Raw genomic sequence first — 24,270 nt, 5'->3', positions numbered from 1 at the left:
ATGAAAAATAATAACTGAATGATGGAGCATCTTATGATCCCTGACGTAGCCTTAGTGGATAACAGTGAACAACGCACCCCTTTAATCTTAGTATTAGATAGTTCTGGCAGTATGTATGGTCAACCTATTCAACAATTAAATGAAGGTCTTAAGTTACTAGAACAAGAACTAAAAAATGACGTTATTGCAGCGAAACGCGTGCGTATTTTAGTGATTGAGTATGGCGGGTATGACCAATGTACGGTTCATGGTGATTGGAAAGATGCTATGGACTTTACAGCACCTGTTTTAGAAGCGAATGGTACGACTCCTATGGGGCAAGCTATTACGCTGGCACTTGAAGAGATAGAGGCTGAAAAACAGCGTTTTAAGCAAGCAGGTGTTGCTTATACTCGTCCTTGGCTATTTTTAATGTCTGATGGTGTACCGACCGATCAATGGGAACAGGCAGCTCAACGTTGTCGCCAAGCAGAAGAAAGCCAAAAAACAGCGGTATTTCCTATTATGGTTGAGGGAGCATCAGCAGAAGTGATGGGAAGCTTTAGCCGCAATGGGGTTAACGGTGTGAAAATGCTTAAAGGGCTGCAATTTAAAGAATTATTCTTGTGGCTAAGCGCCAGTATGCAAGTGGTTTCTCAATCAACACCGGGTGGCACAGCACAATTACCTTCAACAGATTCTTGGGCGAGTGTACCTGTTTGATGAACGATTGGTTAGCGTATGGGGCATCGGTGACAGGCGTTGCCCACCTAGAACGCAAAATTCCTTGTCAGGATGCATATTTTATTCGCCGTAAAGGTGAGTATCTTATCGCGGCGGTGTGTGATGGCGCGGGCTCTTCTCGTTATAGTGAACAAGGTGCTCAGCTTGTGGCTCGGTTATTTACACTACGAGTTACAGAGTGGCCTAATATTGATGTATTAACTGAAAAGCAAATAACACAAGGCGCAAAACAACTCATTGAAGATATTCGTCTGCAACTGGCTGAATATGCAGAAATAAAACAATGTGCACTTAATGAATATGCATCAACACTTGTGGCATGTTGGGTTGGCGATGAGGGAGGATATTTATTCCATTTAGGAGATGGCATTGCCGTAGTGGAATACAGTGATGGCACACATTATGTCTCTCAACCCGAAAACGGCGAATATGCTAATCAAACGTGGTTTGTTACCTCTGAAAGTTGGGACGCTCACTTGCGAGTCATTCCGTTAAATAAGCCTGTGACACAGGTTGTTTTGATGTCTGATGGTGTACAGCCTTTTGCCATGAATAAAGCAAATGATGCCCTTTACGAACCTTTCATTGCTCCTGTCATTCATTATTTAAAAACTGTGTCAGAAGACAGTGGAAGTGAAGCACTAGCAGGAACATTGGCTGATCCCCGCACACATTCAATTACGGGGGATGATAAAACTTTAGTGATTTGTATCAGGGATGACGTGTTGTGGTAAAAGCGAGAAAGACAGGGATAGCAAAACCCACATTAACACAACTGCAAGATGAAAATGGCAAGGTTTATCAAATTGGCGATTTGATAAAAAGCGGGGGGGCAGGTAGCGTTAGCCACATAACGAATGCACCTTTTCAGGTATCAAAAATTTATCATGACAAAATTGATAAAACCTATTATCTGAAAAAGATCACCGCAATGCAGAAACTAGAGCCAGCATTAACATCTGTTTCTGTTAATGATGCTCCTATTATTCAACTCGCATGGCCTCAAGCAAGGTTATATGATAACCAAAAGCAATTTGTCGGCTTTGTGATGCCTGAACTTGATGTTAAAAACACGATTGAGTTGGAATATATTCTTCAAGAGCGGCAAGCGAAAGCCCATAATTTGCCAACGGGAATGGGCGCAAAAGTTAGTCTTGCATATAATCTTTGCTCATTGATTGAAGCCTTGCATCAACAGGGACATCGTATTATTGATATGAAACCGTTAAATTTACGGTTTTATAAATCAAGTTTGTACATGTCGCTTCTTGACTGTGATGGCTTTAGTATTCAAGGTGAAAATAGACGCTATCCTGCAGGGCAATTTACCGTTGAATATTTAGCACCTGAATTTCAAGCAAAACAAACAATCCCACAAGAACAAGAAGAGCAACAAGACCGATTTGCATTAGCGGTAATTATTTTTCAACTGCTTAATTTTGGTATTCATCCCTTTAGTGGTCGTCCTAAAAATGACAGTGTTCCTACAGATATTCCAAGGCGTATAGCGGGACGCTTTTATGGTTATGGCGTAAAGGCACATAATTTAATTACACCCAGTGTCGCCAGTGGTCATAAACAGCTACCCGATAAGCTAAGAACTCTATTTGATAAAGCTTTTTCAGGAAATCCTGAATTAAGGCCGAGTGCTAAAACATGGGCTATGGCACTTTATGAGTATGCTCAACCTGAAAAGCAGCAAATGGTGGTCTGCCAGAAAGAGAAAGACCACCAGCATTTTGCTGGAAAAGCCTGTGCAGCCTGCATAAGACAAACTCAATTACAGCAAGTTGCCATCACACAAAAACAAAACCAATCACAGTTAGAGCAAATACGTCAAAATAGAACAAAGAATGTCAATGTAAGACAAGCACCAACACATACCGTACCTGCACAACCAATACAGCCTCCGGCTATTTTTATCGCATTAAAACAAGCAATAAATAAAGTTCCTACTGTTATTCTACATACCGCGCTTGCCATTATAGCTCCGATTATTTTCGGGTTACTGTTGATGTATTTTATTCCAGAAGGGACAAGTAGTGATTTAGGTTTTACTTGGATCGCGGATTTAATAAAAGCGGATTATATTGAACAATTGTTAGTCGCAATGTTAAGTGTGATGTTTTTGATGGTGACTGCTCTTCTTCTGCTTATTATTTTTGTTCTTCCTTCATTAAATATTTTGAAAAGAAAGCCTTAATGAGGGGAAAATAATATGAATAAAATAGTTAGATCAATTTTTATTATTATCGGAATTGCCACACTCTTATTTCCTTTTTGGCTACCTGCGTTATTAGTGTCAATAATTACTGCTGTTGACAGCATTAATATCAAAATTCTTCCTTCATCTATCCGTTTTGATGAGCGTAATTTCTTATTGGGATTATGGATAGGCTCGCTGATCATGGCGATTGTGATGTTATTACAATCGTGGCGAGCTAAAAATATCGTCTATTTTTTAGGAGGGGGTGTTGTTATTTTAATGGCGGTGGGGATTTCGTTTTCAATTATTCCTCACAGTGAATTAGAAGATCGTCGCCGTTTTGTTTTACAAAATATAGAACAATCACAGTGGCGTGATTTTCGTTATGACGTAATCAATGCGGAAGATAACATTGCTAAAACGATCATTTTTAATCAACCTAAAGCGTTGGAATATCTCAACGAGCTTGAAAAAAAACGTATACAGCTACCTGGAATAACCTATTTAACTGAAGATGTTGCTGTAGCAATGCAAGCGAAAGAGACCTATCTAGCTTCTTTAAAAGGGACTTCTGCACAAAATGAGGCAATTAAAACACTCTCTTTTTACAGTGATTGGCTGTTGAATCAGTCGGAAGTTGTAACTGCTCAGGCATTATCAGCGCTTTCAACAAGTAATAATGAAAAACTAATACAATCGGGTGTTAATATTATAGCAACAGCACCCACCTCCCCCGAAGCATGGCAATCTTTAGCGTTAACCTATATTGCTTATACACTTCCTGATACTCAAATAGAAAAAGCAATGGCTGCGTTAATGGTGGCTGATGTATTAAATGAAGACAAATTAGGACGTCATAACCCATCATTACAAGCTCTTCTTGAAAAAGCGATTTCTGAATTAACAGAAAATCAGCGCCAAATTTATCAAATACTACAAGCACGAGTGACAGAAGATCGACTGTATCGACAAAAAAGTGACATTCCGGAAGATGTTGCAAAATTGGCAGCAACACTTTTACCTGTTTCTCATGCAATAGCGAATAACACCACAACTTATATTGAATGGAAATCGATGATGAATGATAAGGATTATCCAGGAATAGTCCTTATTGAATCGCCCAATCAAGTACAAAATTTAACCGAGATTAACTATCCTTCTGTGGGGCAATATGTTCCTATTGCAGAAACGATTTTATCTGTTGATGTTGATCCTCAGGGGCGTGTTTTAGGTCTTTGGGTACAAAAAGGCAGTGGATTTGATGTTTTTGATACTCAAGCACTTAATGAAGCACGTAATTGGCGCTTTATGCCAACAAAAGAAGGTTATCATCAGCGGGTTACCGTTCGTTTCCAAAGCACACGCCTAGGTTGGAATGACTATAGTGTTAAGCAACAACCTACATTAATAGCACTGGCTAAAGCATATGCAAGACAAGATACTAAAGGTATTTCAATCGCTGAAAATGAATTTATACGTTTGCAAAAACAAGCGCCTGAAAAAGAGTCTGAAAAATCATCATCGCGTTCTACATATGCTCCTTATTCATCATCTTATTCGAGACAAATTCAACAACAGCAAGGCGAGCGAGCAGTATTACAAAATATTTTAAAAGAGATCCAGACATTACCTAATGGGAAAAATAATCATGAAAGTTGGGATAACAGCCTGCGTTTTTTAAATGAAAAATTAGCGCTTCATCAAGATAATGAAGAGGTTGTTAGAATGGTTGCCCGTTTTGAATTGCAATATTACAACGTGGGAACAAATAATTTATCTCAATCACCTGATATCTACCCACAAGGTAAAGAATATTGGCAAACACTGTTATTACAAGCACGTCACCACTTTGGGCAAGCTATTGCCTTAAATCCAAATCGTGAAGATGTTTGGTTAGGGTGGGGAATAACATGGTTAGATGAAGATCCTGAAATTGCAGCGGGTGCATTTGCAAAAGCAACACAGCAAAAATCACAAGAGAGTATTGGCACTTTAATGCAAATGTTAGAAATGAGAATGGCGATAAATACGCTTGAAGGTGCTCGTTTAGCGCGTTATCAAACGTTGCGAGCCAGAATGGATATGCGCTATTTACCAGAGGGGATTGAAATTAAGCCTTCAGATGATTATCTAAGTGATGATTTAACGCAAATTCAATTAGCACAAAGAGCCATACCTGCGTCAGATCCTAATAGTAAAGTAGTACGTTCAGCGTTAAATACTCATATTATTGAGCAATCAAACCGTATCTTTAGTGTTGATTTTGCATCGGCAAATATCAAAGGTAGTACTCAGTTATTGCCAAAAGTAAATGCTCCAATTACTGCACCTAAAACGGGTGATATGATTTTACAGCTTGATATCGACCCTCAAGGCGTTCCTACTGTGGTAATGCTAAAAACCAGTAGTGGTGATATGGATATTGATAATGCAGTTATTGATGCGGCTTATCAGTGGCGCTTTAATAGTTCACCTTCTCGAAAAGGTAATATCTTTTTAATATCCATCCAATTTAGTCAATAACCTTTATTTGTTTAAATTATGTTATAAAAAAACGCCTTTTCTGTTGAAGATGAGGCGTTTTTTTTGTATTGGGTGATCTGCTAACGTATTGAAAGTCATAAAATTGTTATCTTGATCACAAAAAAACGACCTTTTGAAAATGACAAAACCACTTAAGTGAGGAAACAGACCGCTTAATTCGGTATACAACCGTTAAGTGATTTAGTCACCCCATTCCCGTGTCAGAGTTCTTATTATGTAACAGCGGGCAGTTATCTCTCAGATTCGCTCAAATCACTCTTTGCTGTCCCGCATTACTCTTTGGCTGTTCGGTCTTGCCTGAAAAAAAGGTGTCTCATGAACAAAAATGCATTTTTAAAGCACGTACCCTGGGTCATTATCGGGATCATTGGTGCTTTTTGTCTTTCAGTCGTTGCACTTCGTCGTGGAGAACACGTCAGTGCACTATGGATAGTTATTGCTTCTGTTGCTGTCTACTTAGTTGCTTATCGTTATTACAGTCTTTATATCGCTCAAAAAGTGATGAAGCTGGATCCAACAAGAGCAACACCTTCTGTTATTAATAATGACGGTTTGAACTACGTTCCAACTAACCGTTATGTGTTATTTGGTCACCACTTTGCCGCTATTGCAGGTGCTGGTCCTTTAGTCGGTCCCGTTCTTGCGGCACAAATGGGCTACTTACCGGGTACACTTTGGCTATTAGCTGGGGTCGTGCTTGCAGGTGCAGTACAAGACTTTATGGTGCTGTTTATTTCAACGCGCCGTAATGGTAATTCACTGGGTGAGATGATAAAGAAAGAGATGGGACCTATTCCGGGTACTATCGCATTATTCGGCTGTTTCCTTATCATGATCATCATTCTTGCGGTGCTTGCACTTATCGTGGTTAAAGCATTAGCAGAAAGCCCATGGGGTGTGTTTACTGTTTGTTCAACAGTACCAATTGCCCTGTTTATGGGTATTTACATGCGTTATATCCGCCCAGGTCGTGTTGGTGAAGTTTCCGTTATCGGGATTATCTCGCTGATTGCGGCTATCTGGTTTGGTGGTGTTATTGCGAGTGACCCATACTGGGGCCCTGCATTAACCTTTAAAGATACAACGATTACCTTTGGTCTTATTGGTTATGCTTTCGTTTCTGCATTATTGCCAGTATGGCTAATTCTTGCTCCTCGTGACTATCTGGCAACTTTCCTAAAAATCGGGGTTATTGTTGGTCTAGCTATTGGTATTGTTATTCTAAACCCTGAACTGAAAATGCCAGCGGTAACACAATATATTGATGGTACAGGCCCATTATGGAAAGGGGCATTATTCCCATTCTTATTTATTACTATCGCTTGTGGTGCTGTTTCTGGTTTCCACGCACTGATTGCTTCAGGTACAACACCTAAGCTTATTGCAAATGAAATGGATGCTCGCTTTATCGGTTATGGTGCCATGTTAATGGAATCATTTGTTGCGATCATGGCGTTAGTTGCTGCATCTATTATTGAACCCGGTCTCTATTTCGCCATGAATACACCACCCGCAGGATTAGGTATCACAATGCCAAACCTGCATGAATTAGGGGGTGAAAATACAGCCGTAATTATGGGGCAATTAAGAGAAGCAACAGTTCATGCTGCTGCTACCGTAAGTTCATGGGGTTTTGTGATATCGCCTGAGGAAATTTTACAAACGGCTAAAGATATCGGAGAGCCTTCTGTACTTAACAGAGCAGGTGGTGCGCCGACATTAGCAGTGGGTATCGCAATGGTTTTCCACCAAATTATGCCTGCCGCAAATATGGGATTTTGGTATCACTTTGGTATCTTATTTGAAGCGCTCTTTATTCTGACAGCACTTGATGCAGGAACACGTTCTGGTCGCTTCATGCTACAAGACTTGTTAGGTAACTTTATTCCGTACCTGAAAAAAACCGACTCTTTAATTGCAGGTATTATTGGTACTGCGGGTTGTGTTGGCTTATGGGGTTATTTACTGTACCAAGGTGTTGTTGATCCATTAGGTGGAGTTAAGAGCTTATGGCCACTGTTCGGTATTTCTAACCAGATGTTAGCGGCTGTCGCGTTAGTATTAGGGACTGTTATCTTAATTAAGATGAAACGAACCAAATATATCTGGGTTACCGTGGTTCCTGCTGTATGGCTATTAATCTGTACAACATGGGCATTAGGGCTGAAACTCTTCAGTAATGATCCACAAATGGAAGGCTTCTTCTATCTAGCAAATGAATACAAAGCGAAGATCTTAGCTGGTGGTGCTGATTTAACAGCAACAGAAATTACCAATATGAATCATATTGTAATTAATAACTACACCAATGCGGGCTTAAGTATTCTGTTCTTAGTGGTTGTTTACAGCATCATTTTCTACGGTTTCCGTACGGCTATGCAAGCTCGTAAGAACCCAGAAAAATCAGATGAAGAGACACCTTATGTTCCTATGCCAAAAGACGTTAAAGTGTCATCAAGTCACTAATCTAAGGTAGAGGGTTATGCCACCCCGTACTGGATCACTGGTACGGGGTTTTATCTCAGGAGAAACGTATGTTTGGTAATTTAGGACAAGCTGGAAAATATCTTGGACAAGCGGCACGTATGCTGGTGGGTATTCCTGATTACGACAACTATGTGCAACACATGAAAGACAATCACCCTGATAAACCCTTTATGACGTATAACGAGTTTTTCCGCGAACGACAAGAAGCACGTTATGGTGGTGGAGATGGTAAAGGTGGATTTCGTTGTTGCTAATAATGGGTAAAGGAGACGACTGATGGAACCAATTGCGGTCACGATACTGACAGGTTTTCTAGGATCAGGTAAAACAACACTGTTACGCCATATGCTGAATGAAGATCATGGCTATAAAATTGCAGTGATTGAAAATGAGTTTGGTGAAGTACCTATTGATGATGAAATCATTGGTGATCGTGCGACCCAAATTAAAACGCTGACCAATGGTTGTATCTGTTGTAGTAAATCCAATGAATTAGAAGATACATTGCTTGATCTCTGCGACAGTCTTGATCGTGGTGAGATAGAGTTTGATCGGCTGGTGATTGAATGCACAGGCATGGCTGATCCGGGGCCGATTAGTCAAACTTTTTTTTCTCATGAAGTCATCTGCCAGCGTTACTTATTAGATGGCATTATTACACTTGTTGATAATGTTCATGCTCAACAACAACTGGATCAATTTACGATTGCACAATCACAAATTGGCTATGCTGATCGTATTCTATTAACAAAAACGGATGTCACTCCAGCCTCACCTGAATTGATGGCGCGTTTAAGACGTATTAATGCCAGAGCACCTGTTCATACCGTTATTCAAGGGCAAATTGATTTAGGGTTATTGTTTAACGTAAAAGGCTTTATGCTGAACGATAATCTCGATGTAAAGCAACCTCTGTTTCGTTTTCAGGCTGATAAACAGGATGATATCAATTCTATTGTGCTGAAATTCGATTATCCCGTTGAATTGCAAGAAGTCTCAGATGTAATGGAGAAATTATTATTAAGCTTTGCTGATAATCTTTTACGTTATAAAGGGATACTAAATATTAAAGAACAACCTAATCGTCTGTTATTTCAAGGTGTTCAACGCCTTTATAGTGCAGATTGGGATAGGCCTTGGCATGAAGATGAGCCTCGCCAAAGTACCTTGGTCTTTATTGGAATTCAATTACCTGAAGAAGAGATAAGAGCCAGTTTTGATGCATTAGCGCCTAATGCAGAAGTAACGGCACATTAAACCAATACCCTGTAGTGAGTGTTAGAAAGTAGTAAGAAGTAGAGATGTCACCTTAGTCGTTGTAAATAGCAGTAACGAATATTGGTAAGCTCCTGACTTGAGGAGGATCCTGTTTCTAGGATCTTATGTTTCACCCCATAATAACTCATATTATGGGGTGCTTTTTTTAAGCGCCAAAATTAGCCATTAGCTGCGGCTTTATATTCCATAATCTCAATAATTTGAACATCAGTATGTTGCATTGCTCGGCTTGCTAATGCACACAGATTTTCAATTGTTGAGTCAACATCATGAGCAACAATACCGTCATTGCCTGTGACATACGTATTATCAAGCGCCATTAATACCGCTTTATAAGCAGCACTTGCCCCTGTTGAGACTTTCATCGCACAGCTATTTGATGCACCGTCACAAATTACGCCACTGATATCACCAATCATACTGTTAATCGCCATTGCCATGGACGCATAACGTTCGTCCATTAGCCATGCAATTGCACCTGCAGCCCCCATTGATGCTGTGGTTGCTGCACATAATGCAGACAGTGCCGGAAATTTATGGTGGATATAAATAGCCAGCAAATGTGAAAGCATTAATGCTCTGGCCATTTTCTCTTCACCGACTTGCAAATACTCGGCGACCACTACCACTGGCATGGTTGCTGCAATACCTTGATTACCAGAACCCGAGTTACTCATGGCGGGTAAAACAGCGCCCCCCATACGTGCATCAGACGCCGCTGAGGTGCGGATCATAATTTCTGATAATAGGTCTTTTGCTAATAAACCACGCTGTTGTTGGCGTTGTAAAGTTTGTCCGATATGCAAACCATAGGTATTGTTTAAGCCTTCTCTTGATAGGGCATCATTTAAATGTGCGGATTCAAGAATAAAAGCAATCTCTTCTACAGGAATTTGTGTTACGAATTGATAGATTTCTTGCGTATTGGTTTTTGTTAGTGTTGCTTTTATTTCACACGGTGATGCAGATTGCTGGGCATCATTACCAGTTTTATCAAGAATAATATTACCGTTATGAATAATTTTAACGATATTGGTATGATTGCCAGCAATTATAACCGTTGCACTGTTTTCACTATCTTCGACAGTAACTTCGCTGTAGAGGACTTCTTGGCACGCTTTTTTAATTGAGACATTAACAACACCTGAGGCTAATAGTGTTTTACTTAGCTCTACCTGCTCGGGTGTCGTATTTTTTAATACTTCTAAACCTGCCTCACAATCACCGCCAACAGCGCCTAAGCTTGCCGCGATGGATAATCCCACCATACCTGTACCAGGAACCGTCACACCCATACCATTTTTCATTAAATTAGGAGAAACTTCGGCATTAATACGGGTAATGGTGTGTTGTAAGTAACTTGCCGCTGTTGCGGCCGCTAATGCAAGCGAAATAGGCTCTGTACAACCTAAAGCGGGTTTGACTTGTTGCTTAACTGCCGCTATCAATATTTTCCAACGAGAAGATAATAGTTCTTTCATTGTATGCATCCAATAAACAGTATGAGAATTCAATAGGTTATTCTATTTTTAATACCTTCATCATACTGAATTTATGAGAGAAAGTTTTTTCTGAATTTACTAAAATATTATGAAATTTGAGAAAATATTACCCTTCTTAACTTTAGTATTAGTATTTTTTTCTATACATAGTTAAGTAAATGGTTTGGCTTCCTTATGATGCTGAACTGCATAAAATCGTTTTTTTGCTGACAAAAGGGAGAGAGTAAAGAATACAAAAGGATTAGATAAATTAAATTTATAATATAAGAATATATAAAAAGAACAATAGAATGAATATCTCATTCTATTGCTAGTATAATTATCATACTTAATGTGGGCTAACTCAGAATAGTTAAAATAAAAGGCAATGAGTGAGTACTTTTAATATTACACTTTCATTTTAACGAAATAATAATAGGCTCTTTATTTTTATGTGTATAAGAATAATATCTTATTATTTTGTTAATATTTTCATGATAATAGTTAATTTATTTCATTCTAAAGTAAAGCTTAAGTATATATTTAAAATAAAATATAACTAATTTTATATTTATAAAAATAACAATAAAATAGTCTTACTTATTTTTAATATGTTTATTATTTAAAAATAACCTGAAGCAAAAATAGTGCTTCAGGTTTATTTATTAATAATAGAAGATAGCAATAATGGCACTATGGAATACAAAGCCAACCATAAGCGGTACGGCTGTCCTTTTAACGACATCAAAGGGTTGTAGCTTAGCACCACTAGACACAGCAATGATAACACCGGCGACTGGAGACATGCCTCGTCCCATATGTGATGCTTGTTGCATAGGTAAAATCATCGCAATTGGGTTAACCCCCATACTATGTGCAATTTGTGGAATAAGCTCAACGAATGCAAGGAACGGTGCATTACCTGATCCCATAATAATGGCGGCAGCTAATGTCACAATTGCGAACACTAATGCCATGGCAAATGGAGGCAACCCCACAGATTCAGCCATAACAATCAGGCTGTCTATTGCACCACTGACTTTAATACCATGAGCAAAAACACCCGCTGCGACTAATAAGCCCACAACATTACTAAATGCAGAGCCCATTCCTTTTAAGAAATGCTGAAAACCTGCACACACTAATTTGAAATCACGCAGACGTAATGTTTCAATGAGCATACAAATTGCCATTGAAATCAATACAATGGTGACAACATCAAGGTGAATGCCTGCAACGAATAGACTTGATGAACTTACTGCCATGATAATCGGCAGCATGGGCAGTAAGGCATAAAACCCAGGTATGTTCTTATCACTTTTTGTTTCTTCAGACATTTTGCCTAATTGGGGCACAAATCCAGTCTTGCGATCACAATGGCGTTGCCAGAATATATGGGTAATACCTACCGCTAATACGGTTGCAATCGCTGCTGGGCCTTGGTAATAAAGCACATACTCAACAACCCCTAAATCAACGGCTTTTGCGCCACGAATGGCATCAATAGCTGTTGGGGTGTATGCAACACCTAATGATGTGGCAATGACACCAGCGGCAGACGCTGGGGATAAACCAAGCCCTATCATAATGGGGAACATCGTTCCCATTAATAGAACGGCTAGCCCTGTTGCCGAAGGGATCGCCAATTGCAAAATACTGGCGAGTAAAAAAGAGAAAAACAGCAACACATAAGGTGAGCGCATATTTTTCAATGGGCGGGTTGCGACACGCACAACGGCCTCATTCGCACCAATATGATCCATATAATGTGCAAATCCCATCAATGCCATGATCATTAAACCCAGATCAGCAGCACGACTACTAAAGAGATCACGCATTACTTCAAAAGGATCTAACCAGCCTATACCCGTTGTTTTGACATTTTTAGGAAGAATATCCCCCCAACCAAACATCATTGTCAGTGCCATTAAGGCTAAACCAGCCACTAACAAAACAGGCTCTGCTTTATACCCTTTCAAGATCATTCTAGCGACAATAACAACAACAACTAAGACCGCAAGAATTTGGATCATGCTTTAGCTCCAGGTGCAAAGCGCTCAGCCGTGATCTTCACCACAGATTTTAAGACATCGCTGGCAGCGTAAAGCGATTTAACAGGTAGATATTCATAAATAGAGTGGAAATTATGAGCACCCGTAAAGATATTCGGGCAAGGTAAGCCATTTTGAGAAAGGGCTGCACCATCATAACCACCACGCATTGGGATTGGGCGAGGAGTAATGCCATTTGCTTCATAAGCGGCAACCGCAATATCGATAGGATAACGGTTATCACCTTGCAGACTATTAAAGACGTTGGCATAACGGTCAGCGAGTTTACAAGATACAGATCCCTCACCCCATAAACCTTCACAATAATCTGAGAGTTGTTTTAAAAATGCCATGCGTTGTGCATAACCTTTTTCGGTGAAATCACGCACATCCATTTTTAATAATGTGCTCGCACTATTACCAGACATCTGTTTTACCCAGTAATAACCTTCTCGGCCTTCGGTATATTCCGGTGCTTCACCGCCCGGTAACATTGCAACGAACTTGTGCGCCATTAACAGTGAATTTTTTAATTTACCTTTAGCGGACATTGGGTGTGCTGACGCCCCTGTAAACGTAATTTCTACATCACCTGCATTCCAGTTTTCATACACTAACTCACCAATACCACAGCAATCTAAAGTGTACGCAAAATCAGCACCAAATTCTTTAGTATCAAAGACTTTTGCACCACGTAAACCTTGCTCTTCATCCGGCACAAAACCAATTTTTACTGTACCGTGTTTAACTTCAGGATGCTGTTTAAAGTATTGCAACATATCCATAATTGAAGCAATTGCGGCTTTGTCGTCAGCACCTAACAAACTAGTACCATCGGTTACGATAATCTCGTCACCAATATAGTTTTCTAATTCAGGGAATTCACTTTGACGTAGATAAATATCAAGCTCTTTGTTTAGGCAAAGATCACCGCCTTTATAAGGTAATATTTGTGCTTTAGTATCGTTAGTTTGTTCAGCACTGGTGTCTAAATGGCCAAAAAAGGCAACCGTCGGGACGTCATAATCAAGGTTAGAAGGCAGTGTTGCGGTAACAATCGCAGTATCACGAATTTTAATATCTTCAACACCTAAAGCTTTTAACTCTTCAACTAATTGTAGAGCAAGGACTCGCTGACCTTCTGATGAAGGCATAATACCAGCAGCGCCATTTTCCCTATTTGTCGTGGTGTTAACTTTTGTATAAGAAATAAACCGTTCAACGAGATTCATGACAAGACTCCATTATATTTTTAATTGTATTCTCTGTATTAATACTTAATTATTTCATTTATTAGAAAAGACTAACACTTACTTGTATCATAAAAAAAACAATAGGGAATTAGAGAAAAAGAATTATTTTTATAAGAAAATTTTAATGTTGATTAATATTTAATTTTTGGTTTTTTCTTTATTAATAAAAATCGTGTTTTTTGTAGGTGAGGATATTTTATTTACCTAATAAAGAACTTTTTCTGTGATCATTATCATAAAAAACCGATACTAAATACTTGTTGTTTCAAAAGAATAAAATTAATCATTATTTATTTTTATGATTGGTTATCTTTAATAATTATATTTTATTGACTATTTTGATGAGGATTTCATCATAAATGATAAAAAAAATATGACTTATTGACAGAAAATGACGATAACCTGCGATTTAATTTCCCTAAAGTGATAAGGGGGATATATGAATATTAATAGTGTTGTTTGGAAAGCATTCGCTTCAATAAGTAGTATTAATAATAAAGGATGCCAATTCAAAGATAATTTAAATAAAATCATATTAGGTTGTTACAATACAATTGTCAGTTTTATTAAACCTATTTTTGATAAAAATATAAACTATATAGGGTTGAAGAAAGCCATTTCTAATGTAGAAAATAAAGTTAACCTTAATGGAGATAAAATACCACATTTAAATGAAATTAAAAATTCTAATAAAATAGAATCTGATGAAGCTATTGATAGTATTTATGCTAATGCAAGAAGAAAATTAAAAAGCGATGAAATAAAAGAAAGTGTTATTAATGATATTATTGATAATTTAACAATTGAGAATAAAGTAAATCAAGGAGAATTGAATGAATTTAAAAAAGAGTTAATATTCAATTCTAAATGGGTTTTGTTTTCGGGTAATGCAAATTATTTAGATAACAGTAAAATAGATTTTTTAAACTCAATAGTAGATACGATATTGAATTCAAATGATGAAATAAAGCCAAGTTTTGGAGATGTTAGCACATATAAGGTTTTTCTATCGCAAGAGATAAATTATTTTGTTAAACATGTTCTTTATGGAAATTAAATTTTATATTTTTTTAAAAGAAAATCTCTTTTCTAAAAGAGAGATAAATGATAGAAGGATAAAATGTAAATTATAGAATAGTGATCATGTTAAACCAATAGGATGATAATAATGTGTCTTGTAAACATAAGCACTCCATCTTCACTTTCAAAAAATGATTCACTAGATACTGATCTTTATATTAAACATGATCCAATCTCATCAATAAATAATACATCAAGTAAGTTTATCTGCGTTAATGGTTCGACGTGTGAATTGATGAATGTAGCAGAAGAAATTATTTATATGGATATGAGTGGTAATGGTCGCTATTTGAATACAGTACCGAGTTTAAAACTAAATTTTGTTAATCTTGATAATTCTAATTCAGACACTCAGCATATAGAGGGCGAAAGTGATGACTCTGACTATGTCGATTTTAATGAATTTATTAATTATCCTAAAATAAATAAGAATAATATTTATTTAAACCAGAATTTTTCTAAAGAAAATACGAAAATTCACAATATAAAAAATAGCAAAGAAGAATTTCAATGTTTTCCTGCCGTTACTAAATCAATTTTATCACCGACATTATTCGAGTATAAAAATAGAATTAGCGAAAAAAATAACATGATAACTCATAAGATCATGAAAAATGAATTAATAGATAATGAAATAATGGTGGATAAGGAAGTAATAAATAATATGAGTCATAAAGAATTAAGCAATATTTACACAAATGAAATAGATAGATATTTTTCACTAATCCACCTAATGAATCAAAGTGATGATATAATCTCTCCACAGATTAAAAAAATGCTTAATTACCAACTTAATGTTTTACAAAATGGATTAAGTGATGAAGAAAAAAGTTTTTTATTAAATATAAGGATGAAAATAATTATAAATCTATCTGCGCTAATTAATTATTCTAATTTTAAAAATGAACTTCTTTTGGAAACAAATAAAAATTCATTTCATGATTTGATTTCTAGAGAGGATGGCCATAATTACTCTCTGACCAATCTTTTTTCTAATGTTTTAAAAAAAAACAATAAGGATATTGATTTTTCTAAAATTAAAGATATAAAAAAAATTAATGATATTTCAAATTCAATAATTAGTTTAGTGTTAGCTAAATATGATAAAGAAGGTATTATTTAACTTCTTAGTCGAAAGCGATTTAAAAAGCCTGACAATAAGATTATCAGGCTTTTTAGGTCTATATATCCAAACGCTTAGCTTGCCATCTACGAGAGCGCCAACGCCATGCGTTAGTTAAGCCTCGTAACCACTCATCGCAAAGGAAGCCAATCCAAATACCAATTAAGCCCATTTCCATTTTAATCCCTAGGAAATAACCTACCGGAATTGCGACACCCCACATAAAGCAAATAGCTGTCATCAGTGGGAATTTCGCATCACCCGCTGCACGTAAGGCGTTAACCATCACGATGTTAAAGGTACGGCCCGGTTCTAAAAAGACAGATAAAATAAACAGTGGGAGTAATTGGTCAATAATACGTTGATCATCTGTAATAGAATACAAAATAGGGTCACGCATAAACCAATAGATAATGACAACACCGACAGTGAATACCACACCTGTTTTTAAGCTTTTCCAGCCACGAATAAAGGCATCATTAAAGCGTTTTGCACCTACTAAGTGACCCACTAAAATCTCGTTACCAATACTAATAGCAATACCAAAAAGCATTAAGAAGAGTGATAACTGGAAATACAGCGTCTGGGCAGCAAGAGGAACTTCGCCCATTAAGCCAATAAAGGCCGATGCCGTCATATAGTGTAAAATCCAAACCAGGTTTTCACCTGCGGCAGGTAAACCAATATGTAGGATTTTCCCTAGCATATTCTTAGACCAGATAAACAGTTGTCTTGCTTCAAATTTAATACGTAAACCGTAAAATAATAAGCCACATAATAAAATAACGGCAATAATTCGGCCAACAACGGTTGACCAAGCCACACCCACTAATCCGTATTGTGGTAAGCCAAAGAAGCCATAAAGCACAATCATATTACCGATGACAGTCACAATATTAGCAATTAAGGTGACATACATGGCGGCTTTTGATTTGCCATAAACTCGAAGACAAGCTGCAAGAATAATTGAAATTGCCTCAGGGATAAGACAAATACCAATAATATGCAGGTAGTTATAACCATCTTGAACCAGATGAGATGGCGTATTCATTAAGTTAAGAATATTGTAGCCAAAAAAGAGGATCACCACGGCACTGCTTATTCCCAGTAGTGAGTTAAATGCGATAGAAATATGAATCGCTTGGCTGGCTTTTTCTTTTTTACCTGCACCTAGATATTGGGCAATAACAACACTACAGCCCACACTAATAAAGCTAAAGATGGTGATAAAAAGGTCAAAAACTTGGTTACCAACGCCCATAGCAGCTAAATAAGCTGTTGAAACGTGACTTACCATGTAAGTATTAATTAATAGTGTGGCTAGATGCAGAAAGATATCTATAAATATTGGCCAACTAAGGGAAAAAAGCGAGCGATCCGCTACATCAGACTGATGCATTGAAAACCTTCTTAAAAACAGAGTGAAATCGATTTATTAATATAAACGTGCAGGAGAAGGGGGATTCTACAAGGTTTATTTGTAAGGGAATAGCGCAAATAATGTTTATCTGGCAAAAAAGATATTTATATGGTTTATTCATTGATAACTAATCACTATTATCATTAAGAGATGATTAACGTTCAAGTCAGGGGAATTAATGAATACTAAAATAAAAGTGGCCATTGTAGGCTATGGCAATATTGGCCGATTCGCATTAGATGCAGTTCAAGCAGCTCAAGATTTTGAATTAATAGGTGTTGTTCGTCGTGATACTAATAATATTCCGGAAGAACTGCAAAATATTACCGTGACTAACGATATTAAAACATTAGGTAATATTGATGTTGCACTATTATGTTCACCAACCCGTGCAATTAAAGAACTGGCTAAATCTATTTTAAGTTTAGGTATTAATACAGTTGATAGTTTTGATGTTCATAGTGAAATTGTGGCATTAAAAACGGAATTGGATGAAGTGGCGAAAAAACATGACCGTGTTGCTGTTATCTCTGCCGGTTGGGATCCCGGATCTGATTCTATTATTCGTACCTTAATGCTAGCAATGGCACCCAAAGGGATCACCTATACCAATTTTGGCCCCGGTATGAGCATGGGGCATAGTGTTGCGGCGAAAGCTATTGAAGGGGTAAAAGATGCACTTTCAATGACAATCCCATTAGGTACGGGAGTTCATCGTCGTATGGTATATGTTGAGTTAGAGACGGGGGCTAAATTTAATCAGGTTGAGCAAGCCATTAAAGCAGATAGCTATTTCTCTTCTGATGAAACCCATATTAAGCAGGTTGATTGTGTTGATAGCTTAAAAGATGTTGGGCATGGTGTTCACATGACCCATAAAGGGGTTTCAGGAAAAACACATAACCAATTATTTGAATATTCAATGCGTATTAATAATCCTGCATTAACTTCTCAATTTATGGTTTCAGCGGCAAGAGCGAGCATGAAGCAACGTGCGGGCGCTTATACGGTGATTGAAATTCCCCCTGTTGATTTCTTAGCGGGTGATTTAAATACATTAATAGCAAAATTAGTGTAATTAAATTAAGACTCTCTGCATAAAATATTGCCCACATAACGTGGGCAATATAGATTAACGCTTAGGCAAACTTGATGATTTTGGATTAGCGTTTAATTTGTTTAAATTCTTTTGTTGTTGCGGTTAATGCGACTTCTGTAGGTAAACGTTCCATTGAACTTGCACCATAGAAGCCATGGCAATCGGGGCAATTATCTAAGATATATTGTGCATCTTCAGGTGTCGCAATTGGACCACCATGACAAAGCACAATGACATCAGCACGTACCGCTTTCGCTGCTTTTGCCCAATCATTTATTAAAGGTACACAATCAGCTAATGTGAAAGCTGTTTCTGCACCAATATTCCCACCAGTGGTTAATCCCATGTGTGGCACGATAATATCAGCACCCGCTTGTGTCATCGCAATCGCATCTTCGCGGCTAAAGACATAAGGTGTGGTGAGTAAATCTTTTTCATGCGCTTTGCGGATCATCTCCACCTCAAGCCCATAACCCATCCCTGTTTCTTCTAAATTAGCGCGAAAATTACCATCAATTAAACCGACAGTTGGGAAATTTTGTACACCTGAAAAACCTGTTGCTTTTACTTCATCTAAAAATTTATCAAAGTTACAGAAAGGGTCTGTACCATTAACACCCGCTAGAACAGGGGTATGTTTAACAACCGGTAATACTTCTTTTGCCATATCCATAACGATTTCATTAGCGTTACCATAAGCTAATAAACCCGCTAAAGATCCTCGACCTGCCATACGGTAACGACCTGAGTTATAAATAACAATAAGGTCAATACCACCTGCTTCTTCACATTTAGCGGAAAGGCCAGTACCTGCACCACCACCAATAATGGGTTCATGGCGTGCAATCATTTCGTTGAATTTTTTTAGTAACGTTTCACGTGAATGAGTCATTCTTCTTTCTCCGTGGTTAACAAATAAGTTCCTGGTGTAAATCATAAATTTGTTGAGTAAACTCAACAGAGTTTATGTGATAAGGACTGATGACTAATTGACGAGTCTCTGTCTCTTTAAATGTTGTTATAAATGCATCAAAAAACGCTTGGTTTGCTGTTGGATCCCAGAAAGGACCCCCTTCAATATCCAGAGCAGAAAAACCGCCCTGTGGTAATACAAACCGTAATGGCCCTTCACACTGATTTAATTTTTCAGCGATCCAAATACCCAATTGACGGTTTTCCTCTGGTGTTGTGCGCATTAAGGTAACTTGCGCATTGTGATGATAAAACTGACGCCCTTTATATTTCTCAGAAATGCTAGATGGGCGACCAAAGTTCACCATATCTAATGCACCACAAGAACCGATATAAGGGGTTTTGGTGCGGGCGATTGCGCCAAAACGATCTTCATCACAAGCCAGTACGCCGCCAAACAAATAATCACACACTTCGGTTGTGGTCAGATCAAGCACACTATGAAGCAGGTGACTGTCTACCAATTTTTCCATTGCTTTTCCGCCACTTCCCGTTGCATGGAAAACAAGGCAGTCATAATTATTTTCAAGTTTTTGTGTAAGTTGTTGTACACAAGGTGTTGTTACACCAAACATCGTTAATGCGACTGCGGGTTTATCAATAACCTGTTCTTCTTGGTAAAAATAAACTGCACCCGCTATTTGATTCGCTGCATTTCTTAACACTTTCCGAGAAATGCGATTTAAGCCAGATACATCTGTGACGGAGTACATCATTGAGATATCACTTGCGCCGATATAGCCTGAAATATCGCCAGACGCCATCGTAGATACCATCAATTTAGGTACACCAATTGGCAAAGATTGCATTGCTGGTGTAATCAGTGCCGTTCCCCCTGATCCGCCTAGCCCAATAATGGCTAAGACATCATCACAGCGAGTTAAATAATGTTCAAAAGCAACAGACATCGCTTCTATGGCTTTACCTCTATCACCACAAAAAACGGCTTCTTTACCGTTAGGGTGAAAACAGGCTATTTCTGCTGCGCTAACATCCGCTTCCCTTGTTAATGCTGTAGGTTTGGTTGTCAAGTCAACGGTTTTAACCGGAAGGCCTGCTTTTTTAATTAAATCGCTGACATAAAAAATCTCAGCACTTTTAGTATCAAGCGTTGTGGCAATATAAATAGAACCAGCATACTGTTTCATCAGCCTTCCCATACCTTTTATGATTATCAACGAATAGATTATAATCATAATGAGACTTGAGTTTCATTTATAATAACACTGAATTGAGACTGGTGTCTCATTATTTTTTATTTTTTGTACGTTATTAGTCGATAAGGTGGTATTAATCACCTAAAGTAAACATTAGGTATTGTGAGTATTTACCTTAAGATAAGTTAGACACAGAAAAGTGTAGAAATAACGAAGGATTTTCTATGAGTTACAGTGATGAAACGGATGCGATGTCCGGTACACGAAAAAGAACCTACCAATTATTAGTAACAACCGCGTTGGGACTTTTTGAACAAGGAATGTTACCGACAGTGTCAGAATTAGCGGCACATGCAGGTGTTTCTAGAGCAACAGCATATCGTTATTTTCCAACACAAAGTGATTTAATCAGTGCCACCGTTGATGCAAGTTTGGCACCGATCATTGCATGGACACCGACTCCCGAAGATAATACACAACAACGTATGACTGAGTTGCTCAATCTTGCCTATCCTCAGATGTTTAAACATGAAGGTGCATTACGGGGAGCATTGCAAGTGTCATTGCAACAATGGGCAAAAGAAAGGCAATCAAGTGAATACGCAGAAAAGCGATTTATTCGTGGTCATCGTAAAGAGATTTTACTGAAAGTTATTGAGCCATTAAAAGCTCAATATCCCCCAGAAATGTGGGATAAAGTAATAAAGTCATTTTCACTGATTTATGGCTCTGAAGTCTTTTTAGTGATGAAAGATATCTGGAAAATGGATGATCAACAGGTCATTGATATGACTCAATGGATGGCAAAAGCTATCCTAAATCAGGCAAAATCTGATTATCCTGCAGATAACGATTAATTATTTGAATAAATCAGTTAAAATTGTATAAATCATTTACGTTTTAGCTATTGCAGGGATCGTTATGTCACACAAAACAGAAGACCAAGAGTGGCTGGTAGAACAACTACAATTTATTGCACAAGGCATCGGTAAAACATTATCGCCTTTTTGTGAAGTTGTACTTCATGATCTAACCGATAGTGAAAATACCATTATGGTCATTGAAAATAATCTATCAGGTAGAAAAGTCGGGGACAGAGCAACAGAATTGGGAATGGCACGTATTGAATCGTCCGATTTCCCACAAATTGTGGCTAACTACCCAAATCAATTTCCTGATGGAAGAACGGCGAAAAGTACGTCTATTGGTATTAAAGATAAACAAGGTAATTATGTTGCTGCGTTATGTTTAAATATCGATATTTCGATGATTAAAGGATTACAGATGGTACTTAACCAATTTGCAACCCTTGAAGAAGGTGATGATATTATTGAAACCTTTAGTTCCGTGACAGAAGATTCACTGAAAAAACGTATTGATGAGTTTTCTGCAACTTATTCAGTGACACCAAGAGCATTAAAGCCACATCAACGACGCGAATTGTTACTCTGCTTACAGGATGAAGGCTATCTTTCATTGCGTAAGGCAATGGAAATAACGGCACAATATCTTGGTGTTTCAAGAGCAACGGTATATAACGATTTAAAAGAATAGTGATTTATGTTGTCATTACGTTGTATTTAACGTTCCTTTTTTAAGTACCAAAGACTCATGAAGTCAACTAAAAAAAAGATATCACTTATTGATATCTTTTTTTATTTCTGTCAGTTTAATTTTATAATATGTCGTTTTTTTATTGAAAATAATAGATTGATTACTATTGTGTGATTTTTATAAATCTAAAAAAACAAAAGGAATACACTGTCTTTATTGATGAAAATGGAGGCAGTGAAAATGCTAGGTCATGTAACAATAGAAAGTCATGTAAATAACAGTCCAAATACTATAAATAATATTGATAATGCGCTTTGCTCTAAGTTTAATTCTTTATGTGAAAAAATTTATAATACAAATAATATTTATTCACAAGAAGTTAAAAGTAATGATAAATTATTATCTCAAAATGAAATTGAAAGTAAGTTTAATCATCTTATAAGTATAATAGATAACTCCGTAAATTTCTCAAACCAAGTATATATCGAATCTTTAACTGTTAATAATGTAACGAATGAAAATATTAATTCAAAACCGATAAATAAGTTAGATGAAAATATTGCAGAGAATTTAACTGAATTAGGAAAGAAAAAGTTAAATGTGAATGAAGAAATTAACTTTAAAATCAATAAAAAACACAGTCTTAAAAATCTAATATCACTCTTTATTTCTCCATTTAAATATATATCAAGGATGACAATTAATATAAATGTAAATATTATTAACCAAGAGCTTAGTAAAGAGTTAAATGAGTTTAATTTTAGTGATAAAGTGAAAGGTAATAAAGATGTCAAATGTTTCTTAGAGCGATTTGAACAGTTAAATAAAACATTTTTTATTAATATAGATAAAGTAAATAAAAAAATTAAAAAATCAGCAGAAAGAAATAGTGCTGATAAATTAATTAAATATTCAACCTTAGAAAAAGCATTAGAGTGTAAGTTTATTAATGATATTAAAAAATTAAAAAATGAACTAATTAATGACTTTATAAAAAGTAAGTTTATTTCTATTTATCCAGAGTTATCGAAAAAAATAAATAGCTGTTTAGATAAAACATTATACAAATCAGCAAACTCTAGTGATGTTAATGTGTTATTTTCATCTGAATCTATTAATAATCTAACAAGCGTATTAAAAGAGGTTATTAATGATGGTAATAACGGTATTTATTTTGATGATATTATTCTGAAAGCAGTTAAGTCAGTTATCAATGAAGAAGATAAAGAAAAAATAATTAATAATGAACGTAATGATATAAATTATATTAAAAGTGAAATTTCATTAGATATTATTAAAGGATTATTTAATAATCTTATTAATAATGAAAAATTTATTGATGAAAATGAATCACTTTCAAAGGTAAATATTTTAATTATGAAGTTTCATAATCATATTTTCAAGAATATTGGGAAGTTAGATAATAAAATAAATAAAAATTTTTATGAGAACATAAAGAAAAGTGATGAGGGTAATAATTTACTTACAAGGTTATTTAGAAACTCAAGTAATAATATTAATTATAAATGGGCACAAGATGCAGTGGTGTTATTGATAAATTATGAAACTTTCTCTAATGAAAATAGAGATATAAAAAAATATATTAGTAATGGAGTCGCAAATAACGGAGGAATAGGATCAAAAGTTAAGGAATCATCAGAATTAGAAGAAAAGTTAAAAAATATTTTTAATCGATTGGGGTTAGATGGAAATAATTTAGAGGGATCTAAAGATGAAGTATTAAGAAAGTATTTCGCTAATTATTTTGAGCATGTTTAATTTTTTAATTTATATAGTTAACAGTGAAGATATTAAATCTCGCATTAATTAATATGTATAAAA

The 24,270-nt window shown here is 36.5% G+C and carries 19 protein-coding genes; 13 read left to right on the top strand and 6 right to left on the bottom strand.

Annotation, left to right across the window (positions count from 1 at the left end; genetic code table 11):
• Window positions 1–33: 33 nt before the first annotated feature.
• The 7 genes from INT04_RS04195 (at window position 34) to yjiA (ending at window position 9,217) form a co-directional block, all read left to right on the top strand.
• Complete coding sequence (locus INT04_RS04195; RefSeq protein WP_226893970.1) at window positions 34–702, top strand: vWA domain-containing protein; 669 nt, start codon at window positions 34–36, stop codon at window positions 700–702.
• Entirely contained in the window at window positions 702–1,457 is a 756-nt protein-coding gene (locus INT04_RS04190; RefSeq protein WP_193014891.1) for a PP2C family serine/threonine-protein phosphatase, read from the top strand. The genes INT04_RS04195 and INT04_RS04190 overlap by 1 nt, the downstream gene beginning before the upstream one ends.
• On the top strand, window positions 1,451–2,926 hold the full coding sequence (locus tag INT04_RS04185; protein ID WP_319022956.1) for a protein kinase domain-containing protein: 1,476 nt from the start codon (window positions 1,451–1,453) through the stop codon (window positions 2,924–2,926). Before INT04_RS04190 ends, INT04_RS04185 begins: the two co-directional genes overlap by 7 nt.
• 15 nt (window positions 2,927–2,941) lie before the next feature.
• On the top strand, window positions 2,942–5,452 hold the full coding sequence (locus INT04_RS04180) for a TonB family protein (RefSeq protein ID WP_193014890.1): 2,511 nt from the start codon (window positions 2,942–2,944) through the stop codon (window positions 5,450–5,452).
• Between the two features lie 336 nt (window positions 5,453–5,788).
• Window positions 5,789–7,939 carry a carbon starvation CstA family protein gene (locus tag INT04_RS04175; RefSeq protein ID WP_193014889.1) on the top strand — a complete coding sequence of 717 codons (2,151 nt, stop codon included), beginning with the start codon at window positions 5,789–5,791 and terminating at the stop codon, window positions 7,937–7,939.
• Between the two features lie 68 nt (window positions 7,940–8,007).
• Entirely contained in the window at window positions 8,008–8,214 is a 207-nt protein-coding gene (locus tag INT04_RS04170) for a YbdD/YjiX family protein (protein ID WP_064719079.1), read from the top strand.
• Between the two features lie 22 nt (window positions 8,215–8,236).
• Window positions 8,237–9,217, top strand: coding sequence for a GTPase (gene yjiA / locus INT04_RS04165; RefSeq protein WP_193014888.1), 981 nt, complete (start codon window positions 8,237–8,239; stop codon window positions 9,215–9,217).
• Between the two features lie 179 nt (window positions 9,218–9,396).
• Here the strand turns inward: yjiA and INT04_RS04160 are convergent, their stop codons facing one another.
• From INT04_RS04160 to pepT, 3 genes are all read right to left on the bottom strand, one after another.
• Window positions 9,397–10,719 carry a serine dehydratase subunit alpha family protein gene (locus INT04_RS04160; protein ID WP_193014887.1) on the bottom strand — a complete coding sequence of 441 codons (1,323 nt, stop codon included), beginning with the start codon at window positions 10,717–10,719 and terminating at the stop codon, window positions 9,397–9,399.
• Window positions 10,720–11,384: 665 nt separating this feature from the next.
• Window positions 11,385–12,752 carry a C4-dicarboxylate transporter DcuC gene (gene dcuC / locus INT04_RS04155; RefSeq protein WP_193014886.1) on the bottom strand — a complete coding sequence of 456 codons (1,368 nt, stop codon included), beginning with the start codon at window positions 12,750–12,752 and terminating at the stop codon, window positions 11,385–11,387.
• Complete coding sequence (gene pepT, locus INT04_RS04150; RefSeq protein ID WP_193014885.1) at window positions 12,749–14,002, bottom strand: peptidase T; 1,254 nt, start codon at window positions 14,000–14,002, stop codon at window positions 12,749–12,751. The genes dcuC and pepT overlap by 4 nt, the downstream gene beginning before the upstream one ends.
• A 460-nt stretch (window positions 14,003–14,462) precedes the next feature.
• Here pepT and INT04_RS04145 point away from each other — a divergent pair, with 460 nt between their 5' ends.
• A complete protein-coding gene (locus INT04_RS04145; protein WP_193014884.1) occupies window positions 14,463–15,080 on the top strand; it encodes a hypothetical protein in 618 nt (205 codons plus the stop codon).
• Window positions 15,081–15,338: 258 nt separating this feature from the next.
• Entirely contained in the window at window positions 15,339–16,226 is an 888-nt protein-coding gene (locus INT04_RS04140) for a hypothetical protein (protein WP_193014883.1), read from the top strand.
• A gap of 58 nt (window positions 16,227–16,284) precedes the next feature.
• Here the strand turns inward: INT04_RS04140 and INT04_RS04135 are convergent, their stop codons facing one another.
• Window positions 16,285–17,625 (bottom strand): MATE family efflux transporter, encoded by a 1,341-nt coding sequence (locus tag INT04_RS04135; protein ID WP_193014882.1) that lies wholly within the window; start codon window positions 17,623–17,625, stop codon window positions 16,285–16,287.
• Window positions 17,626–17,824: 199 nt separating this feature from the next.
• Between INT04_RS04135 and INT04_RS04130 the strand changes: the two genes are divergently transcribed.
• Window positions 17,825–18,724, top strand: coding sequence for a diaminopimelate dehydrogenase (locus tag INT04_RS04130; protein ID WP_193014881.1), 900 nt, complete (start codon window positions 17,825–17,827; stop codon window positions 18,722–18,724).
• 85 nt (window positions 18,725–18,809) lie between these two features.
• Here INT04_RS04130 and INT04_RS04125 read toward each other — a convergent pair whose 3' ends face one another.
• Both INT04_RS04125 and INT04_RS04120 read right to left on the bottom strand, forming a co-directional pair.
• Window positions 18,810–19,637 carry a phosphoenolpyruvate hydrolase family protein gene (locus INT04_RS04125; RefSeq protein WP_193014880.1) on the bottom strand — a complete coding sequence of 276 codons (828 nt, stop codon included), beginning with the start codon at window positions 19,635–19,637 and terminating at the stop codon, window positions 18,810–18,812.
• Between the two features lie 16 nt (window positions 19,638–19,653).
• Window positions 19,654–20,865, bottom strand: a complete 1,212-nt coding sequence (locus tag INT04_RS04120) for a Tm-1-like ATP-binding domain-containing protein (RefSeq protein WP_193014879.1) — start codon at window positions 20,863–20,865, stop codon at window positions 19,654–19,656.
• A 233-nt stretch (window positions 20,866–21,098) separates the two neighbouring features.
• Here INT04_RS04120 and INT04_RS04115 point away from each other — a divergent pair, with 233 nt between their 5' ends.
• The 3 genes from INT04_RS04115 (at window position 21,099) to INT04_RS04105 (ending at window position 24,207) form a co-directional block, all read left to right on the top strand.
• Window positions 21,099–21,731: a TetR/AcrR family transcriptional regulator gene (locus INT04_RS04115; protein ID WP_193014878.1), complete on the top strand. Its 633-nt coding sequence runs from the start codon at window positions 21,099–21,101 to the stop codon at window positions 21,729–21,731.
• Between the two features lie 64 nt (window positions 21,732–21,795).
• Window positions 21,796–22,428 carry a transcriptional regulator gene (locus tag INT04_RS04110; protein WP_193014877.1) on the top strand — a complete coding sequence of 211 codons (633 nt, stop codon included), beginning with the start codon at window positions 21,796–21,798 and terminating at the stop codon, window positions 22,426–22,428.
• A gap of 240 nt (window positions 22,429–22,668) precedes the next feature.
• A complete protein-coding gene (locus tag INT04_RS04105) occupies window positions 22,669–24,207 on the top strand; it encodes a hypothetical protein (protein ID WP_193014876.1) in 1,539 nt (512 codons plus the stop codon).
• Window positions 24,208–24,270 lie beyond the last annotated feature (63 nt).

This window comes from Proteus sp. FME41, assembly GCF_014897315.1.
Classification (GTDB): Bacteria; Pseudomonadota; Gammaproteobacteria; order Enterobacterales; family Enterobacteriaceae; genus Proteus.
The sequence above is the reverse complement of the archived record's forward strand: the minus strand, read 5'-3'. Positions and strand labels throughout refer to the sequence as shown.